Source organism: Pseudochelatococcus sp., assembly GCF_050946405.1.
Taxonomy (GTDB): Bacteria; Pseudomonadota; Alphaproteobacteria; order Rhizobiales; family Beijerinckiaceae; genus Pseudochelatococcus.
In genome coordinates, this window is the sequence record NZ_JBMNUS010000020.1 from 1 (window position 1) to 16962 (window position 16962).

The following is a 16962-nucleotide window of genomic DNA, read 5'->3' on the forward strand; positions in this document are numbered from 1 at the left end:
GTCGGCGCCATGACCGCGTTCATCGAACCGGGAAGCCCTTGGGAGAACGGCTATTGCGAGAGCTTCAACTCGAAGCTGCGCGATGAACTGCTCAACGGTGAGATCTTCTACAGCCTCAGCTTGCGGAAGCCGCCGCCTGTATCACCGAAGGCGAGCGCGAGGCCGGTGGCGATAATGATGATGACCGCGACGATCTTGGCGACCGGACCTTCGATGCTTTCGAGAATCTGTTGCAGCGGCTCTTCCCACGGCATAGAGGAACCGGAGGCGCGGGCAGCGGGAGCCGCCGCCATCACCATGATCGTCGTGAGCGCCGTCGAACTGGCGAGCTGCTTGCGCGTGTCGCGCAGAACGGACGACTTGGGCGCGGCGGGCTGATCCGTATCGACAGGTGGAACAGGATTAACCGGCGGCGTCAGTTCACCGGGTGCGGCCGGCTCGACGGGAACCGTGGACAGGACGAACGGAACAGATACGGCAGGCGAGACATGCGCATTCATCAGTCTTCTCCTTCATTGGGAAGCGGTTGGCTTTGGGCGGGAATGTGAGTGGCCAAGTGGGCGTTGAACGTGCAGTAATCGCCGGTGACAGGATCGATCCCGTCCACGAGGGCGATTTCGGAAAGACGGCGGGCGGAGCCGCGGCCGGAAAGAACGGCGATCACATCTATGGTGTCGGCGATCAGCGCACGCGGGACCGTAATCACGACTTCCTGCACGAGCTGTTCGAGCCGACGCAGCGCGCCGATGGCTGTATTGGCGTGGATCGTGCCGATCCCGCCGGGATGGCCGGTGCCCCATGTCTTCAGCAGATCGAGCGCTTCCGCGCCGCGCACCTCGCCGACAGGGATACGGTCGGGACGCAGGCGAAGCGACGACTTCACCAGATCGGAGAGCGAGGCCACACCGTCCTTCGTCCGCATGGCGACAAGATTGGGCGCGGCGCATTGCAGTTCGCGGGTGTCCTCGATCAGCACCACGCGGTCGGCGGTCTTGGCGACTTCCGACAAAAGGGCGTTGGTAAGCGTGGTCTTTCCGGTGCTGGCGCCACCGGCGACAAGGATGTTCTTCCGCTTTTCGACAGCGAGCTTGAGAACATCGGCCTGCGCCTGCGTCATGATCCCGCCTGCCACGTAGTCCGACAGAGTGAACACAGCAACGGCCGGCTTGCGGATCGCAAAGGTCGCGGCCATGACGACGGGCGGCAAAAGTCCCTCGAAGCGCTCGCCAGTTTCCGGCAGTTCGGCCGAAACACGGGGATTGCCGGGATGGACTTCCGCGCCGACATGATGCGCGACCAACCGAACGATGCGTTCGCCATCGGCGGGAAGTAGCGTCTCGCAGGTATCGGCAAGCCCTTCCTTCAGGCGGTCCACCCACAGGCGACCGTCCGGGTTCAGCATCACCTCGACAACGGCGGGGTCTTCGAGATAGCGGACGATCGACGCTCCAAGCGCCGTGCGCAACATCCGCACGCTGCGAGAGATAACGTCCCGGTCATGATGGTGTGCCACGATGGTCCCCGCTTCCGGCCATCCGCAAAGGGTGGATGGCGACGGGGACAATCAAGAAAGGCACAAATCGCGCCTTCGCAACAAGATTATTTCAGATTTCGTAGGCGGTCGTAGAGGGTCGAAAAAATACTTGCGGCTCTCGGTGCGGAAAAATACAAGGCGCGGCGTCAGGCTGACGCAACCAGCCGAATCAGCGTTTCGGCTTCAGGGCATCCAGAAAGGTTTTGAGAACAGGATTAGGACTATCCGGCCGCCAGCAAGCGATGTAACCAAGGCGCGTGGCACCGCTTCCATCGTGAACCGGCCTGTAAACGACACCAAGCCCTGTTATGCCCGAGACCGCCTCGCATTGCAGGCTGATACCCTGCCCGCTGCCGACCTCGCTCAAAATGCTCTCGCGGCTCAACCGTCGTGTGACGATCTCTGGATGATCCGAAGGTGCCGCGAGGTGACGAAGAAGAATGTTGCGAATATCCGGCCCCGGATCCTGGTGGCTGACAAGAAAGCGCTCCCCTTTCAGTTCCGGCCAGTAGATGACTGGCTTTTCCGCAAGCGGATGGTTTTCGGGAAGCGCGACCACGAGTTGCTCCGTCCACAGCGCGATGGAGTTCAGGAGATTGGACCTTCCCGCGTCACCAAGAATGACCGCCACATCGATCGCGCCCGTAATCACCCCTGCCCTAAGCTCAATATAGGATGCCTCTATCGGCTCAACGTCTATGGACGGATGACTTTGACGAAATTCAAGGAGGCTCGTGCGCAGATGGCCGATCGAAAGCGATTTGTAGAATCCGACGACAACACGGCCCAACTTGCCGGCTTTGCTCGCCTCGGCCCGCTGGGTGAGACGCCGAATATCCTCGATGATACGCCTTGCATCAACAATGAATTCCTCGCCGCTCGGGGTCAGCCGCGCTCTGGAAGAAGAACGATCAAACAGGGATATGCCAAGCTCGTCTTCAAGTTCCTTGATTCTCCTGCTGATGATCGGTTGCCTGACATGCAATTCATGCGCCGCCGCGCTGAAACTGCCATTGCGAGCAGCCGCCACGACATACCGGATATGACGCAGCTCCAATCTGTGCTCCTTCTTGACGTGGTTCTCGATTGCCCAATTGCAACTTCGCCGGCTGCGCCCATAAGGGCGGGTCCGCTCAGCCCGGCGAAATGCAATGGTCAGGCAAGGAACAGTTTCTCGTCTGCCTTCACTTGATCCATATTTTGCAGGCGGAAGATTTCCTCGACCGGCACAATGTCCTTGTTGACGTTGTGGATGCCGCGATCCTTGAGGATCCGTGCGAACACGTCCTGCATTGCCGTCACCGACGCCCGGAGGGCATGATTGCCGTAGATGACGATGGCGATCTTGCCGAGCGCCTTGATCCGCTCTTCGTTCATCTCCGGATAGGCGGTCGGCACGATGACGATCGGCACCTTGCCGTTCCAAGCGCGAACGAAGCTCTCCACCTCGTCCGGCGTCTTCTGCCTGGAGTGGACGAGGATCATGTCGGCACCGGCTTCCTCGTAGGCCGCCGCCCGCTTCAGCGCTTCTTCCTCTCCCAAGCCGGCGATCAGAGCCTCGGTGCGGGCGATGATCAGGAAATCCAGATCGGAACGGATGGCGATGGCGGCGCGAATCTTGCCCTGGAATTCCTCGATCCGCAGCAATTCCTGCCGGCCACCGGCGATGAGGCTCGTGACCTTCGGAAAGGTCTTGTCCTCGATGACGACGGCTGCCGCTCCGGCGCGCTCATATTGCTTGATAGCGTGGATGACGTTGATGGCGTTGCCGAAGCCGGTGTCGATGTCGGCGATGATCGGCAACGAACTTTGCTCGGCCATTGCCCGCACCATGTCGAGATGCTGCGTCATGGAGATCAGACTGACATCGGGCAGGCCGTAAAGGGCGGACAGCTCGAAGCCGGAGGCCCAGAGACCGTCGAACCCGGCCTCCTCCGCCAGTCGCGCCGACAATGGGCTGTGGGCAGCCATGACATGGGCGAGGCCGTTTTCCGCGATACGATCACGTAATTTGTTTGTTTTGCTCATAAGTTCTTCTCATTTTCGGAAAGGGTTTTGCACGCGACCAGAATGCGCGCCGGTGTGCCCGGCTCTACAATGAAGCCTGCTCATCAACACCTGGCTTTGGAATTCCCAGACATCCGTTCACGCAATTCATCCCTCATGGCTGAAAACTCCGCCGCAGGCAGAATTGCCGTGCCCGCACCCTGGAAGATGCGAGCGTGTCCGGGTGTATCGGTCTCGAAACGAGGCTTCACATGGCAATGCAGATGCGGGACGACATTGCCCTGCATTTCCACATTGATCTTTATCGGAGAAAGTGTGTCGTTCAGGATCCGGGAAACATCAGAGATATCATTGATGAACTGATGACGTGTTTCACGATCAAGTTCGAACAATTCGATCTTGTGTTCAGCAAGAACGAGGATGCTATAAACTTTGATGTATTTGTTTTTTTGCCAATATCCATCGGCACACCCGTATCTCGCCGACCACAAGCCCCATTGAGGTCTCATCGCCACGTTTGAGTTCGTCGCACAATTTGCACGACTTTCCACTTATGCCGTCGAACCAGGACTGATCAATGTTCCACTTCGTCAACAGATTATCTCCTATGCAAAGCTGACGCCTCGACTACCTGTTCGGCACGACAGTCACTACCGACACCGGAACTAGAACAGTCACGCCTCTTCCTTCCTGGTATCGGAGTTCGGCTCCACGACCGGGCCGTCGTAGCGGAAATCGAAACGGAGGCGCATAGGCTTTTCCCGTGCCAGTTCTTCAAGCACATGGGCGGAAATGCCTGCGGCCCTTCCCAGAATGAAGACCATACGCGCGATGGGTGGCGCCAACCCCATATCGATCAGGGCTGCTGCGATTGCTCCATCCACATTGACAGGCATCGGCCGGCCAACCGTTTCGGTTAGCACCGCCGCGATTTCCCGCATCAGCGCGATACCGTCCTCGGACAGTCCAAAGGACTGCGACAGGGACCACAGGCGTTCAGTCCGCGGGTCGACGACATGAAAACGATGCCCAAGCCCAGCCATACGGCGCCCGGTGCTTCTGTAATTGCTCACGATCTCCTCGGCCGCAAGCCGCAGCGTTCCGCCGGGTTTTCTAGCTAGGGCCAATCCCTCCTGAAGAAAAACCATGGCTTCCTCGCCGGCACCGCCATGTGCATCGCCGATGGCAAGAATACCGCCGCCGACCGCTGCTTCCGGGGCACGGCGATTCCCGCTGGCAATAACCCTGGCGGCAAAGGTGGAGGGCGACGTCGGCCCGTGATCGGAGGAGGCGATCATGATGGCGTTCCAGACTGCGGCTTCTCCCTGCGTGGGCTGCCTACCTGTCAGGAGCAGAAAGGCAACGGAACCGAAATCTCCAGTTTCCATCAAATCCACGACGTTTCTACCGCGGATCAGAATGTCGTCTGCGTCAAAGGCCGTGATCGCTGTCGGCCAGAGATCGGGATTGCTGAACGGTCCATTGGTCATTGGCCGATAACTCCTTCTTCGGTGAGCGACTGGATTTCTTGCCAGGTCAGACCGAGAGTTTCCTCAAGGATCATGGCGCTATGCTCCCCGAGCCTCGGCCCCTGCGCGCGAATCTGGCCAGGCGTCACGCTCATGCGCGGAAGCGGCGTGTGCATCCTATAAGCACCGAGCTCGGGATCATCGAACTCGGTCAATATGCCCCGCGCCTCTACATGGGGGTCTTTCACGAAATCCAGAACTTCATTGACAGGCGCACCGGCAACACCGGCCTCATCGAACAGGCGCATCAGTTCATCCAGTGTGAACTTGCGGAGCGCATCGGCAACGATCCGGTCGGTTTCGTCACCGTTGCGGACGCGGGCCTCGTTGGTGGCAAAGCGCTCATCCCTCAGAAGCTCGTCAAGCCCGATCAATCGGAAAAGCTTTTCCGCCATTTTGGGCGTCGAAGCAGAAAGCGCGATCCATTTTTCATCCGCGGTCAGATAGGTGTTACGCGGCGATGAGTTCGGAGAGCGGTTACCGTTCCGCTTCGGATAGCGGCCCGTTCTTTCATACTCCGCAGCCACCGGCCCGAGAACGGAATAGATGGCTTCGAGGAGGGAAAGGTCAATCACCTGTCCTTCGCCGGTCGCGTCACGATGCCTAAGGGCCGTCAGGACAGCAAACGCACCATAGATTCCCGTGATCATGTCGGCAATCGGAATCGGCGGCAGCGTTGGCGGGCGGTCGGCAAAGCCGAGCATGGAGGCAAAACCACTTGTCGCCTCCACGAGCGTGCCGAAGCCCGGGCGGTTGCGGTAAGGGCCATCCTGTCCCCATGCGCTGATGCTCAGGATGACGAGACGCGAGTTTTCATCGAGAAAGCGGCTGTGCGGCAGGCCAAGTTCATCCAGCTTGCCGGGCACGAAATTCTCGACCAAGATGTCAGCCTGCCTGACCAGCGACAGGAGTAGCTCCTGACCACGTTTCGTCTTGATGTTGAGCGCGAGACTTTTCTTGTTTCGCCCGTATTCGCGCCACCAGAGATCGAGATTGCTCTTTCGCCACTGGCGTAACGGGTCGCCTACCTTGGGCTGCTCCACCTTGATGACGTCCGCACCGAAATCGGCCAGTTGCAACGTCGCCATATTACCGGCCACCAATCTCGAAAGATCGAGAACCTTTACGCCTGAAAGTGCTGCATTCTGCACGTAAATACTCCTGATTTTTGTTGAACAATGAAGAGCCAGGACGCAAAAATCCAACAGAGTAACCTTGTGGCTACTCCAGCATAATTTGCACAACTGGCCGGAAGTATTGAGGGGCGATAATGCCCTTCGCTGGTTTGTTTTTACTCTATGCTAACGCTGTCGATTGAGCGAAAGGCGTTACTGGTGCGAAGAACCTTGACGAAGCGATCAAGCGCAAGGCGCAGGTAACTGTCGCGAAGCCGCACGATGTAGAAGCTTCGAAAAAGAGAACCAAGATCCGTTTCCAGGATCGTCAGGACGTTCTCCGTTCCCAGCGAAAGCCGCGACACCATTGCGATGCCGTTTGATGATGCAACTGATGCCTTTACCGATTCGGTAGTGCCCATGACCGCCGCAATAGGAAGCGTGGCCAGATCGACACCCCGATCCCGAAAATACCCTTCCATCAGGTCTCTCGTTCCGGATCCCTTCTCCCGAATGATATATTGGCACGCTAATAGTTCAGAGAGAGACAAAGGTTGCTTGTTTACGATCGGATTGTCCGCAGCTGCGATGAAGACAAGTTCATCGTCAAAGAACGGCTCTACGATAAAGCGACTCAATTCTACCGGGCCACCACTGATCACACCAAGGTCGACGGCTTCCTGCGCCAGAAGGTCGGCAATATCACCGGAGTTGGAGACTGAAACCGAGACACTGACCGATGGATGGGTCTTTCGAAACTCGCTTATCGCGGCAGGCAGACAATATTTTGCGATGCTGCCGGTCGCACCGATGTTCAATGATCCGCCAACCACACCGGTGTGCTGTCCTAAAGCATCCTCTGCGGCAGAGTAGAGGTCGAGAATCTGCTTGGCGAACCGCGAAAGAATTTCGCCCGTTTCGGTCAGTTCAAGGTTTTTCCCTTGCCGTTTCAGGAGTCGGTTCCCAACCTCGTCTTCCAGAGATTTAATCTGGAAGGAGACCGCTTGTTGACTGAGTGAAAGGGCATCCGCCGCTTTGGTGAAGTTACCCAGCGTCGCCACTGCATGAAAGGCCCGGAGCCTGGCGTCCTTTTTGAGCATATCTATCTCCCGGCAGATTCGATGTGTTTATCGGTGACATCATTTCTTTTCGCGCACCAGTCGATCATCATAGGCATGACTACGCCTTCCTCCCCTGAGTGCGTTTAAGCAGAAACCCGCATGCAAATTCAGTTACGATCACCAGCAGAAGGATCAGTACAATCATAAATCCAAGCTGTTGCCATTCGCCGATCCTCAGCGCTTCGGACAGGTAGAGACCGATCCCACCCGCGCCAACGACCCCGAGAATCGAGGCAGCCCGGACATTGGATTCGAAGAAATAGAGGGACTGGCTGAGCATTACTGGTAATACAGGCGGCAGATACCCGAACCTGGCTTCCTGAACCTTGCTCGCTCCCGTGCTCTTTATCGCCTCTACGTCACGTCGATCGACATTCTCTATTGCATCGGCAAACAGCTTTGCAAGAGAACCGATGTCAGCGGCGGCAATCGCCAGCACACCTGCAAATGGACCAAGGCCAACCACACCGACGAAAATGATGGCCCAGATGAGCGTGTCAACCGAACGCAGGACATCGAACAACCTTCGGATCGACTGGTGCAGGAAATAGTTCTTCACAAAGTTCCGGGCACCAAGAAAACCCAGCGGCAGGCAGATCGATACGGAAAGCGCGGTGCCAACGACTGCAATTGCGAGTGTATCAAAAAGTGCGCCCATCAGTGTCAGAGGTCGGGCACCCGGTAACGGTGGAAACATATGCGAAATCAGAAATCCAAGCCGCGGAAGGCCGTTGGTAATCTGGCCTGCGTTCACTCCAACAAACATGAACGACGCAACGATTGAGGCCATAATCAGAATAAACAGAGTGACGACACGGATACGATACCCGAGGTTGCGCTTCATAATCACAGACGGGTTGAGTTCTGACGGAACCTGCCGGAGATGAAGCGTCTGACCGGGTGCGGCAATCTTGATGACCTTGTGCCTAAGGCGGGACGCAATACTGTCAATGATAATCACAAGGGCGATGATCATCAGGATAATGGCGCTGATATCGGTGTAGTGGAACTGCCGTATCGCGAAATAAAGCTCCTGCCCGATACCACCGGCTCCCACCATTCCGACGATAGCCGAAGCACGCACATTGCTCTCAAAACGCAGCAGGCTGTAGGAAATAATATCCGGAAGCGACTGCGGCAGAACACCGTGAAGCGAGATTTGACTGGCCCTCGCTCCGGTGGACCGAATGCCGGAAATAGCGTTCGCGCCAACATTCTCGTGCGATTCTGCAAACAGTTTTCCCAATGCGCCCACAGCGTGGACGGTGATCGCAAGAATCCCCGCCAGGGCACCGGGTCCGAATGCGAACACGAAAATCAATGCGTAAACGATCTCAGGCACCGCACGGGCAATCTGAAAAATACGCCACACGACAAAGCGTCCAAACGGGCTGGATAGGCCGTTTCTGGCGGCAACAAAGGAGAGCGGGAGGGCCAGTGCCACCCCCAGGACAGTCGCCACCCACGCCATTATCAAGGACTCAAGGAGCATCGACATCCATTTTGGGAAGGCCCAGAACCAGTTCGCAATATCATCTGGTAGTGTCGCCAGAGAAATGGCGGGCAAGGTCCTGCTGAAATAATTCAGGATACCCGAAGGGATACCGGCAAGTCCCGTGAGTGTGACTTCTGTCGCATGTGCCGCCAGCAGCAGGGCGACAACAAGCGCCACCCCTGACAAAGTTTGCCGAAAACGATCTCTGCGTGCCGTCTCAAAATAGGCATTGAGCGCGTTTTCTACCGTCGAATGTGGGGCGTTGCTTATCATTCGCTAAACTCTTCTACGATTTTCTCGTTTCGGAGAGAGAGGTCACCCTTTGCGGCCACATCACCCTTCTGCTGATAGACCATTGCAACGACATCACGGGTGAGATTCTTGGGCTCCCCATCGAAGACGACGCTGCCATTGGACATGGCAATGATGTGATTGCAGTAATCCCGTGCAATAGCCAGGTCGTGAAGATTGCAAAAGACGGTAATTCCATCCTCCTCATTGATCTTCTTCAACGTATTCATCACCGTCCGGCTGCTGGCGGGATCGAGGGATGCTACGGGTTCGTCAGCAAGGAGTATGGCCGGCTTCTGTATCAGAGTGCGCGCGATCGCTACGCGCTGCTGCTGCCCACCAGAAAGCTCTTCAGCGCGCTTATGCCAGAGATCGGCGATGCCGAGCCGATCCAGCACGTCGATTGCCGTGACGATCTCTTGTTTGTCGTAGATTTTCAGCATCGAAGCGAGCAGGCTGTGGTCAAACATGCGGCCGAGCAGGACGTTGTCGACCACTGTATACCGGCGCACCAGCCCGAATTGCTGGAAGATCATTGCGCACCGACGTCGCCACTCGCGGAGTGTCTTTCCCCGCAGGGCGGTGACGTCGATGCCATCATGGTTCACTCGCCCTGACGTCGCTTCGTCCAGCCGATTGATCAGACGAAGCATGGAAGACTTTCCTGCTCCTGATGGCCCGATCACGCCGACGAAACTGCCGTTCTCGACCTCGATCGAGACGTTGTCCACGGCAGTCACACCGCCCGAATATTTTTTTGTACAATTCGTTAGGACGAGAGACATTTGCCAAATACTCCGTTTGCGTCAGTTGCGACGATCCGCTTCATTGGCGGCCAGGATTTCGGCGATGCCTTCGTAATCAGCATGCGTGACACGCTGGAAGCCCGAAACTTTGCCGCCAGAAAAGACGCTCCAGAGTTCCGGGTTCTCGGTCTTGAGGTTGATGATCGCGTCAGCGAGTTGCTTTTTCAGTTCGTCGTTATGATCGGCGCGAACTGCCCAAAGACTGGAAGGCAGCTTCGGCGAGGTCCAGATGATCCAGAGTTCACCAGCCGGTACCACACCCGTTTTCTCAACGTCAACGATGGTGTTGGAGGTTTCGGATCGGTAGCCGCCAAATGCTGCATCATAGGTGCCGTTGTGAACCGCCGAGACCTGAACTGCCGGCTGGCCGCCAACGAAGCCGGTCTTCCCGAAGAACTTTTCGGCTTCGATCCCCTGCTGGCGGAGGAAATACACCGGAGCCTGATAGGAGGAGGTCGACGTTGCTTCGCCGAACGCCACCGACCGTCCCTTGAGGTCCGAAACCGACTTGAAGGGGCTATCTTTACGCACGAACAGGACCGAGTTATATCCGAAGTTCCCGTTGCTATCGAGTTCCGCCACAACCGGCTCGACCCGACCTTCGGTCACATTATACGCCGTCACGTAGCCGGCCGGGCCGAGACGAACGAGATCAACCTGATTGTTACGAAGACCTTCGACCACTGCGGCAGAGTCTGTGACCTGCTGCAACCGGACAGGAATTCCGGTCTTGTCGGTCAGGTACTTTGCGAACCCTTCATATCTCGCAATCATCTCGGCGTCTGTCTCATCCGGGATAACAGCGATCGTGAGTTGCGCGGGCTTTTCTGCTTGGGCAGCGACAGGAAAAGCCGCCATAAAGCCAGCGGCTGCAAAGATAGCTGCCCCGGCCAATTGAAGAATACTTTGCGCTATCATCTGATTTCCTTTCGGTTGGCTTGAATATCGCAAATAATGCGATTAATTATTCCGCGATGAGACTTATGTGCATCAAGTTATGCTGCCGCTCATCGGCCATACCTATCGCCCGCTTTTCATGACGAAGCCGTGACAAAACCCGTTCTTACTGCCTCTGACACCGTGAGAATGTCTTTGTTATGCCACAAGAATTCTGTGTGTCTGCCGCTATACAGGGCATTTCAGAGCAAAAATCGCATCGCGCAAAACACGTTAATTCAGCTCTCAAGCATCGGCTTAGCTATCGTCTAAAGCCTCATTTGACATCCTCCGGCAGTTCCTGCCTAAGCCTTGGCCCGTTGGCGAGTCTCCGGCCAAGGGCTTCAAGGAATTTATCATAACGCTCGCCGCCCTTGGCACGAGCGGACGCTTGCATGGTTTCCGGCAGGGAAGCCGTCGAGGCCAGCCAAAACCGGATGAACAGAGCCAAGGCTTCGTTGGCAATACCGACGTCCCGTTCGAGCCGCTGGATGCTGCGATCGATCCGGTCAAGGCGCTTGACGGTGGCGGCTTCCTTCCGCTCGTCGGCATCGGGTGATAGGAAGGAAGTTATTGCCGCTTCGGCAATGAGGGAATCCGATTGCCCTCGCCGCTCCGCGAAATCCGCAAGACGGCGCTTCAGATCGGGATCGAGGTAGACGGAAAGGCGCTGCTTCTTTTCGGGACGCGGTGGCATGGCTCACAACTCCATTCCGTCGCCGGAGTCCATCGAAATCTGCCGTGCGGCCTGACGCATGTTGCGGGCAAGCGCCCGATTGGTGACGGCATCGCGTTCCGGTTCATCCATGTCGGGATCGAACTCGTTGACGGTTTTTCTTTCCGGCTCCGGCGCTATGTCCTTGTGCGGTTCAAGGCCGGGTTCGCGGCGCAGGCCGGCATTGGCTGAATCGTCGTCCTGCTTGTCCGCCTCCTCTTTTGCCGGTTTGCCCTTTGCCGTGCCGCCATTCCTGCCAGCCGGCGGGGCCGGGATCGGCTTCAATGCCGACCAGTCATCCGCCTTTGGCGAGAAACCGGCATTCGGGTTGGCAGGAGCCGATAGGAGCCTTTCCCTGAACCGGGCATCGTCAAAGTATCGTGCCTTCTTCGTGCGGATCGGTGGAATGCCGGCGACCATGACAATCTCATCGTCGGGCGGGAGCTGCATGATCTCGCCGGGGGTAAGTAGCGGCCGCGCCGTCTCGGAACGCGAAACCATCAGGTGCGACAGCCAGAGTGCAAGGCGGTGTCCGGCATAGTTCTGCATGGCGCGCATTTCGGTTGCTGTGCCGAGTGAGTCCGACACCCGTTTCGCGGTCCTCTCGTCATTGGTGGCGAAGCTCACCCGGACATGGCAATTGTCGAGGATGGAATTGTTCGCGCCATATGCCTTCTCGATCTGGTTCAAGGACTGCGCGATCAGGAAAGCCTTGATCTGATAACCGGCCATGAAGGCAAGCGCGCTCTCGAAGAAGTCGAGCCTGCCGAGCGCAGGAAACTCGTCGAGCATCATCAGCAGCCGGTGGCGACGATCCTTCGCGTGCAGGTCTTCCGTCAAGCGTCGGCCGATCTGGTTGAGGACAAGGCGCACGAGCGGCTTGGTTCTGGAAATGTCGGACGGCGGCACGACCAGATAGAGCGTTGTCGGCCGCTCCTCACTGACAAGATCGGCAATGCGGCAGTCGCAACGGCTGGTGACGGCCGCGACGACCGGATCTCGATACAGCCCAAGAAAGCTCATGGCGGCACTCAAGACGCCGGAGCGCTCATTGTCGGATTTGTTCAGCAACTCGCGGGCGGCGCTGGCGACAACCGGGTGTGGTCCCTTCTCGCCAAGGTGCGGCGTGGTCATCATGGCGGACAGCGCGGACTCGATCGGGCGGCGCGGATCGGAGAGGAAAGCGGCAACGCCTGCCAAGGTCTTGTCCTTCTCCGCATAGAGGACATGCAGGATCGCGCCGACCAGAAGCGAATGGCTGGTCTTTTCCCAATGGTTCCGCTTTTCCAGCGAGCCTTCCAGATCAACGAGCACATCGGCGACATTCTGAACGTCCCTGACTTCCCATTCTCCTTTGCGCACCTCCAGCAGAGGATTGTAGGCGGAAGAGAAGCCGAATTGGTCGGATCGAACAGCAGCACGCGGCCATGCCTTGCCCGGAAGCCGAACGTCAGTTCCCAATTCTCGCCCTTGATGTCGTGGACAATGGCCGATCCCGGCCATGTCAACAACGTGGGCACAACAAGACCAATCCCCTTGCCGGATCGGGTGGGGGCAAAGCAAAGCGTATGCTCCGCGCCATCATGCCGGAGATAGTCGCTCTCGTAACGGCCGAGCACCACGCCGTCGGCACCAAGCAAGCCAGCCTTTTCGACTTCCTCGCGCTCGGCCCAGCGGGTGGAGCCGAATGTCTTGACGTCCTTCGCCTCCCGCGCCCGCCAGATCGACATGAAGATGGCGACCGCGATGGCGATTAGGCCACCGGATGCGGCGATGGCTCCGCCTTCGAGAAAGACGGTCGGGGCATAAGCGTCGTAGAAATACCACCACCAGAACAGGGCGGGCGGTGGATAGATCGGCTGGCCTGCAAGCTCGAACCAAGGCGAGCCAAGCTGCGGCTGGAAGCCAAGCCGCCATGCCGTCCACTGTGTTGCGCTCCAGACCGCAATGAGCACGATCAGCAGAACAACGGTGATTTGCCCCCAAAGCACGCGCGTAGCCGACAAGACGGGAACTCCCTTCCGAACATGGTTTGATGTTCAGGGAAAAGGAATTTCCAAAATGATTTCAACATGATTGAACGTCCGTATCGTAGTCTGGCGAAGGCAATCGAAAAAATACTTGCGCGTTGCGACGTACTATTCTGCGGCGTAGATTCATGGACAGCGACAAGGCGAATTGGCATTGGCATATTATGCCATACCGGGTATCATTCTCTACGGAACCAGTCTCCATAGGAATCACCCATGCCGACACGCAATGTCGTTCTCACCGAGCACCATGAGGCGGTCATCGACCGGCTGGTAAAGTCCGGGCGCTATCAGAACGCCAGTGAAGTCATGCGCGAAGGACTGCGCCTGATCGAACAGCGTGAAGCTCACGAGGCTGCGAAGCTGGAAGCCCTGCGGGAAGCAAACCGCATCGGTTTTAGCGATCTGGATGAAGGCCGGTTTGTCGATGTGCCCTCCGATCGGCTTGAAGACTTCATTGCCGGACTTGGCCGCGAGGCTGAGACGCGAGTACGCAAGGCCGGCGTATAAGGGCAATGGCCGATTTTCGTCTTTCCGATGCGGCGCAAGCTGACATTATCGAGATTTTGGCGCAGACGCATGAACGCTTCGGCGAACTGGCGCGGCTGCGTTACGAATACCTGCTGGTGACGGCGTTGCGCGATCTGGCTGCGGATGCCAGCAGGATCGGGAGCATCAGTCGTCCCGAACTTGGCGACGATGTGCGCAGTTACCATCTTCGCCATAGTCGCGACCGGGCGCGGCATGAAAGTGGCATTGTCCGCCGTCCCCGGCATCTTCTGCTCTTCCGTCTTGCCCGCCCCGACCTGATTGGTATCGGTCGCGTACTCTACGATGCAATGGAGATCGAACGGCACCTTCCATCCGATTACGGCGACGAATAACCCCGGTCAGCACTCCCGGCCGAAACGGTCGCCATATTAAAGACCGTTTTCATCCAACGCACGGGCAGGCTTGCGCCGCCGTTCGGGAATGTCTCCCGGTTCGCCCGGAAAGGCCAGGAGAAGATCGGCAAACCGCGGCGGATCAAATTCAATGTCCGACAAACCGGGCATGGCGAGAGCCACCGCAAGGCTGCGGCGTTCACCCGTCAATTTCTCGAACTCATCATAGGTCAGGAGCACATGGGACGGCTTGCCCCGGTCCGTGACAATGACCGGGCCATTCACGGCAGCCTTCTTCGCCTTGGCGATGTTACGGCCCAGTTCAGCGCTGGAAAGCGTTGTGGTTTTCATCGGCCACCTCCGTCTGACGGCTTGCCCTGCATACACCATTTCCAAAAGAAGCAGCAAACCGCACGCACGATCCGGCGGCCGAATGTGCTTCACAAGCCCAAGCCGCGCTTGCGACCGAAACTCCACTCAACGCCGCCATCGGCGCGGGCCACACCGGATATGTGCTGGCCGATGTGCTTCTCGACGGAAGGCGTCCACGGCACGAGGCTGAAACCGAGACCATCATCGACCATCGCGAAGCGACCGGATGCCAGGGTGAAACGTCGGCTGTAGGTGCCAGCGACATATTCTCCGGCGGCCGCTTCGCGAAACGGCATGTTCATTTCATGCGAGAGCTTTTCGCCGAGCGCGTCCAGTTCACGTTCGCGGAGCGTACCGAGAAGATTGCGAGCGAAGATAACCCGCTCGCCATCGCGCCGCGCCAGCCTCTCTTGGATCAGATGTTCGGTCCTCGCTTCCATCGCTTGGCTCACCTCCAGCCCGAAGCCACCGCCGAGATCGACCGGATCGCGGGCGACAAGCTGACGGTCTAGCCATGTGGCGCCGTCGGCCGTGGCTTGCGCCTCAAGGGAGAGATCAGAACGAACGGCCAGCGCGACACGGCGCTCACCTCCCGCATCCTCGAAAGAGCGCAGTTCGACAATGGAACCCGGCGCACTGTCCCCGGCTGCTTCAATGTCGGGAAGACGAATATGGTGGGTGTGGCCGTCCACACCATCGACCACGGCAAAGGCCGTGCCACGCAACTCATCGTCCAGGCCGCGCTCGACCAACCGGCCAATGACCGGCTCGCCATGCGCCTCGCCGGACAGCACGTAGTCGGCAGCGCCGCGCTCGATGCCCTGCTCCGTCAAGGCCCGGTGCATCCGCTTGATGATGTCGCCGCGTAGCCCAAGCTCGCGCAAGGTGGCTTCGGCCTCACCGGATACGATCCATTGGCCGGGACCGACGCTTTCAGCCAAGCCGAGATGTTCGAGGTGACGAAGCCGGCCGACCTTCTGGATCGAATATTCGTCGGGCTGCTTACCCGGAGACGGAGCAATGTCGATGATGCCCTGCTCGTTGGCGTCACGTAGAAGCTGGCGATCAAGCTGTGTCCAGCGGTCGGCCTCTATCTGTCGTTCGAGCGAACGGCGTATGTCCAATTCGGTGCGCGGTCCCAATTCCAGCGTCACGAGATCCTGCGCCCGGTCGCGCAATCCGCTCTTGATATAGTCGCGGTCGATCACGAGGTCTTGCCCGTCGTCGGTGCGGCCGCGCACGATGACATGCACATGGGGATTGTCGGTGTTCCAGTGATCGACGCCGACCCATTCGAGTTTCGTGCCGAGATCCTTTTCCGCCTGCGCCATCAGCTCGCGCGTGAAGCGCTTCAGGTCTTCCATGTCGGTGGCGTCTTCGGGCGAGACGATGAACCGGAAATGGTGCCGGTCGCCCTTGCACTGATCGGCAAATTCCTTTGCGTCGGCATTGTCGGTTTCCACCACCAGATTTTGCAGGATGCCTTTCGCGGCGATGCTGGCCGCATAGGCTTCAATATCCGCCTCGCTGTGCGGGGTCTTCCGCGCATTGCGGGGCGACTTCTTGAGTTTGTTGAGGGGGATGAAGATTTCCGTGCCGGTCGCGGGTTCCGGTTCCGGGGCGTTCGCGGGTTCCGCCGCAACGCTCACCGCATCCGCTACGGTTTCGGCTTCCGCCATCATAACGGTTTCCGGTTCCGGCGCGGGCAATGCCGCCACCACTTCCGCCGCCACGTCTCCGACGCTGCGGATTTCCGCATCCGTCGCCGCATTTTCCGCCGTCGCAACAGTGACGGCCTTCGTCTTCTTCGCAGTCCTTGCCATTGTTCCAATCCTTTTCTCTCGTAAATGCCGGAGGCATGTCCCCGACATGCCTCCCGGGGGGCGCGAGCCCTGGGGATGGGAGGGGACAAATGCCGGCGAGCATGGCCGGGCTGCGCGCAAGCGGGACGGATCGGAATATGATGGCGGTGGGAGATGTGGGCCGTCCTGAGAAGCGGGCGGCCCTGCCATGTGCAGGCGGCGTTTGAGGGGAGAAAGGGGCAACGCCCCTTGGCTTCCCCTAAAGGATCGGCAAGGCTTCAGCCGCGGCCGGTCACGACAAAGCGCGCGAAGCGCTCCTTACGGT

General features: G+C 58.3%; 15 protein-coding genes and 3 pseudogenes. 3 read left to right on the forward strand and 15 right to left on the reverse strand.

The window, feature by feature from the left end; translation table 11 throughout:
- Window positions 1–117, forward strand: a pseudogene (locus ACOYJQ_RS18485) (integrase core domain-containing protein); the annotation flags it as partial.
- Here the strand turns inward: ACOYJQ_RS18485 and ACOYJQ_RS18490 are convergent.
- The 13 genes and pseudogenes from ACOYJQ_RS18490 to ACOYJQ_RS18550 form a co-directional block, all read right to left on the reverse strand.
- Window positions 117–299, reverse strand: a pseudogene (locus ACOYJQ_RS18490) (TrbC/VirB2 family protein); the annotation flags it as partial. The pseudogenes ACOYJQ_RS18485 and ACOYJQ_RS18490 sit on opposite strands and share 1 nt — an antisense overlap.
- Before the next feature lie 200 nt (window positions 300–499).
- Window positions 500–1516 (reverse strand): P-type conjugative transfer ATPase TrbB, encoded by a 1017-nt coding sequence (trbB, locus tag ACOYJQ_RS18495; RefSeq protein WP_433460574.1) that lies wholly within the window; start codon window positions 1514–1516, stop codon window positions 500–502.
- Between the two features lie 187 nt (window positions 1517–1703).
- Entirely contained in the window at window positions 1704–2591 is an 888-nt protein-coding gene (locus tag ACOYJQ_RS18500; RefSeq protein WP_433460539.1) for a LysR substrate-binding domain-containing protein, read from the reverse strand.
- 98 nt (window positions 2592–2689) lie between these two features.
- On the reverse strand, window positions 2690–3562 hold the full coding sequence (locus ACOYJQ_RS18505; RefSeq protein ID WP_433460541.1) for a phosphonopyruvate hydrolase: 873 nt from the start codon (window positions 3560–3562) through the stop codon (window positions 2690–2692).
- Window positions 3563–3645: 83 nt separating this feature from the next.
- Window positions 3646–4050: an HIT family protein gene (locus ACOYJQ_RS18510; protein ID WP_433460576.1), complete on the reverse strand. Its 405-nt coding sequence runs from the start codon at window positions 4048–4050 to the stop codon at window positions 3646–3648.
- 165 nt (window positions 4051–4215) lie between these two features.
- The gene (locus tag ACOYJQ_RS18515; RefSeq protein WP_433460543.1) at window positions 4216–5031 is read right to left on the reverse strand and encodes a citryl-CoA lyase; all 816 of its coding nucleotides are present in this window, start codon (window positions 5029–5031) and stop codon (window positions 4216–4218) included.
- On the reverse strand, window positions 5028–6221 hold the full coding sequence (locus tag ACOYJQ_RS18520; protein ID WP_433460545.1) for a CaiB/BaiF CoA transferase family protein: 1194 nt from the start codon (window positions 6219–6221) through the stop codon (window positions 5028–5030). Before ACOYJQ_RS18520 ends, ACOYJQ_RS18515 begins: the two co-directional genes overlap by 4 nt.
- Before the next feature lie 140 nt (window positions 6222–6361).
- Window positions 6362–7285: a LysR substrate-binding domain-containing protein gene (locus tag ACOYJQ_RS18525; protein ID WP_433460546.1), complete on the reverse strand. Its 924-nt coding sequence runs from the start codon at window positions 7283–7285 to the stop codon at window positions 6362–6364.
- A 79-nt stretch (window positions 7286–7364) separates the two neighbouring features.
- The gene (gene phnE, locus ACOYJQ_RS18530) at window positions 7365–9074 is read right to left on the reverse strand and encodes a phosphonate ABC transporter, permease protein PhnE (protein ID WP_433460547.1); all 1710 of its coding nucleotides are present in this window, start codon (window positions 9072–9074) and stop codon (window positions 7365–7367) included.
- Entirely contained in the window at window positions 9071–9877 is an 807-nt protein-coding gene (gene phnC, locus ACOYJQ_RS18535) for a phosphonate ABC transporter ATP-binding protein (protein WP_433460549.1), read from the reverse strand. The genes phnE and phnC overlap by 4 nt, the downstream gene beginning before the upstream one ends.
- A 21-nt stretch (window positions 9878–9898) precedes the next feature.
- On the reverse strand, window positions 9899–10816 hold the full coding sequence (locus tag ACOYJQ_RS18540; protein ID WP_433460551.1) for a phosphate/phosphite/phosphonate ABC transporter substrate-binding protein: 918 nt from the start codon (window positions 10814–10816) through the stop codon (window positions 9899–9901).
- 295 nt (window positions 10817–11111) lie between these two features.
- Window positions 11112–11531 (reverse strand): CopG family transcriptional regulator, encoded by a 420-nt coding sequence (locus tag ACOYJQ_RS18545; protein WP_433460552.1) that lies wholly within the window; start codon window positions 11529–11531, stop codon window positions 11112–11114.
- Window positions 11532–11534: 3 nt separating this feature from the next.
- Window positions 11535–13555, reverse strand: a pseudogene (locus ACOYJQ_RS18550) (conjugal transfer protein TraG).
- A 240-nt stretch (window positions 13556–13795) separates the two neighbouring features.
- Here ACOYJQ_RS18550 and ACOYJQ_RS18555 point away from each other — a divergent pair.
- Window positions 13796–14089 (forward strand): type II toxin-antitoxin system ParD family antitoxin, encoded by a 294-nt coding sequence (locus ACOYJQ_RS18555; RefSeq protein WP_313533800.1) that lies wholly within the window; start codon window positions 13796–13798, stop codon window positions 14087–14089.
- A 5-nt stretch (window positions 14090–14094) separates the two neighbouring features.
- The gene (locus tag ACOYJQ_RS18560; protein WP_433460553.1) at window positions 14095–14463 is read left to right on the forward strand and encodes a type II toxin-antitoxin system RelE/ParE family toxin; all 369 of its coding nucleotides are present in this window, start codon (window positions 14095–14097) and stop codon (window positions 14461–14463) included.
- A 36-nt stretch (window positions 14464–14499) separates the two neighbouring features.
- On the opposite strand, the gene ACOYJQ_RS18565 is transcribed toward ACOYJQ_RS18560, so the two are convergent.
- Window positions 14500–14814: a type II toxin-antitoxin system Phd/YefM family antitoxin gene (locus tag ACOYJQ_RS18565; protein WP_433460555.1), complete on the reverse strand. Its 315-nt coding sequence runs from the start codon at window positions 14812–14814 to the stop codon at window positions 14500–14502.
- 89 nt (window positions 14815–14903) lie between these two features.
- The gene (locus tag ACOYJQ_RS18570) at window positions 14904–16658 is read right to left on the reverse strand and encodes a DUF3363 domain-containing protein (protein WP_433460556.1); all 1755 of its coding nucleotides are present in this window, start codon (window positions 16656–16658) and stop codon (window positions 14904–14906) included.
- Between the last annotated feature and the right edge of the window lie 304 nt (window positions 16659–16962).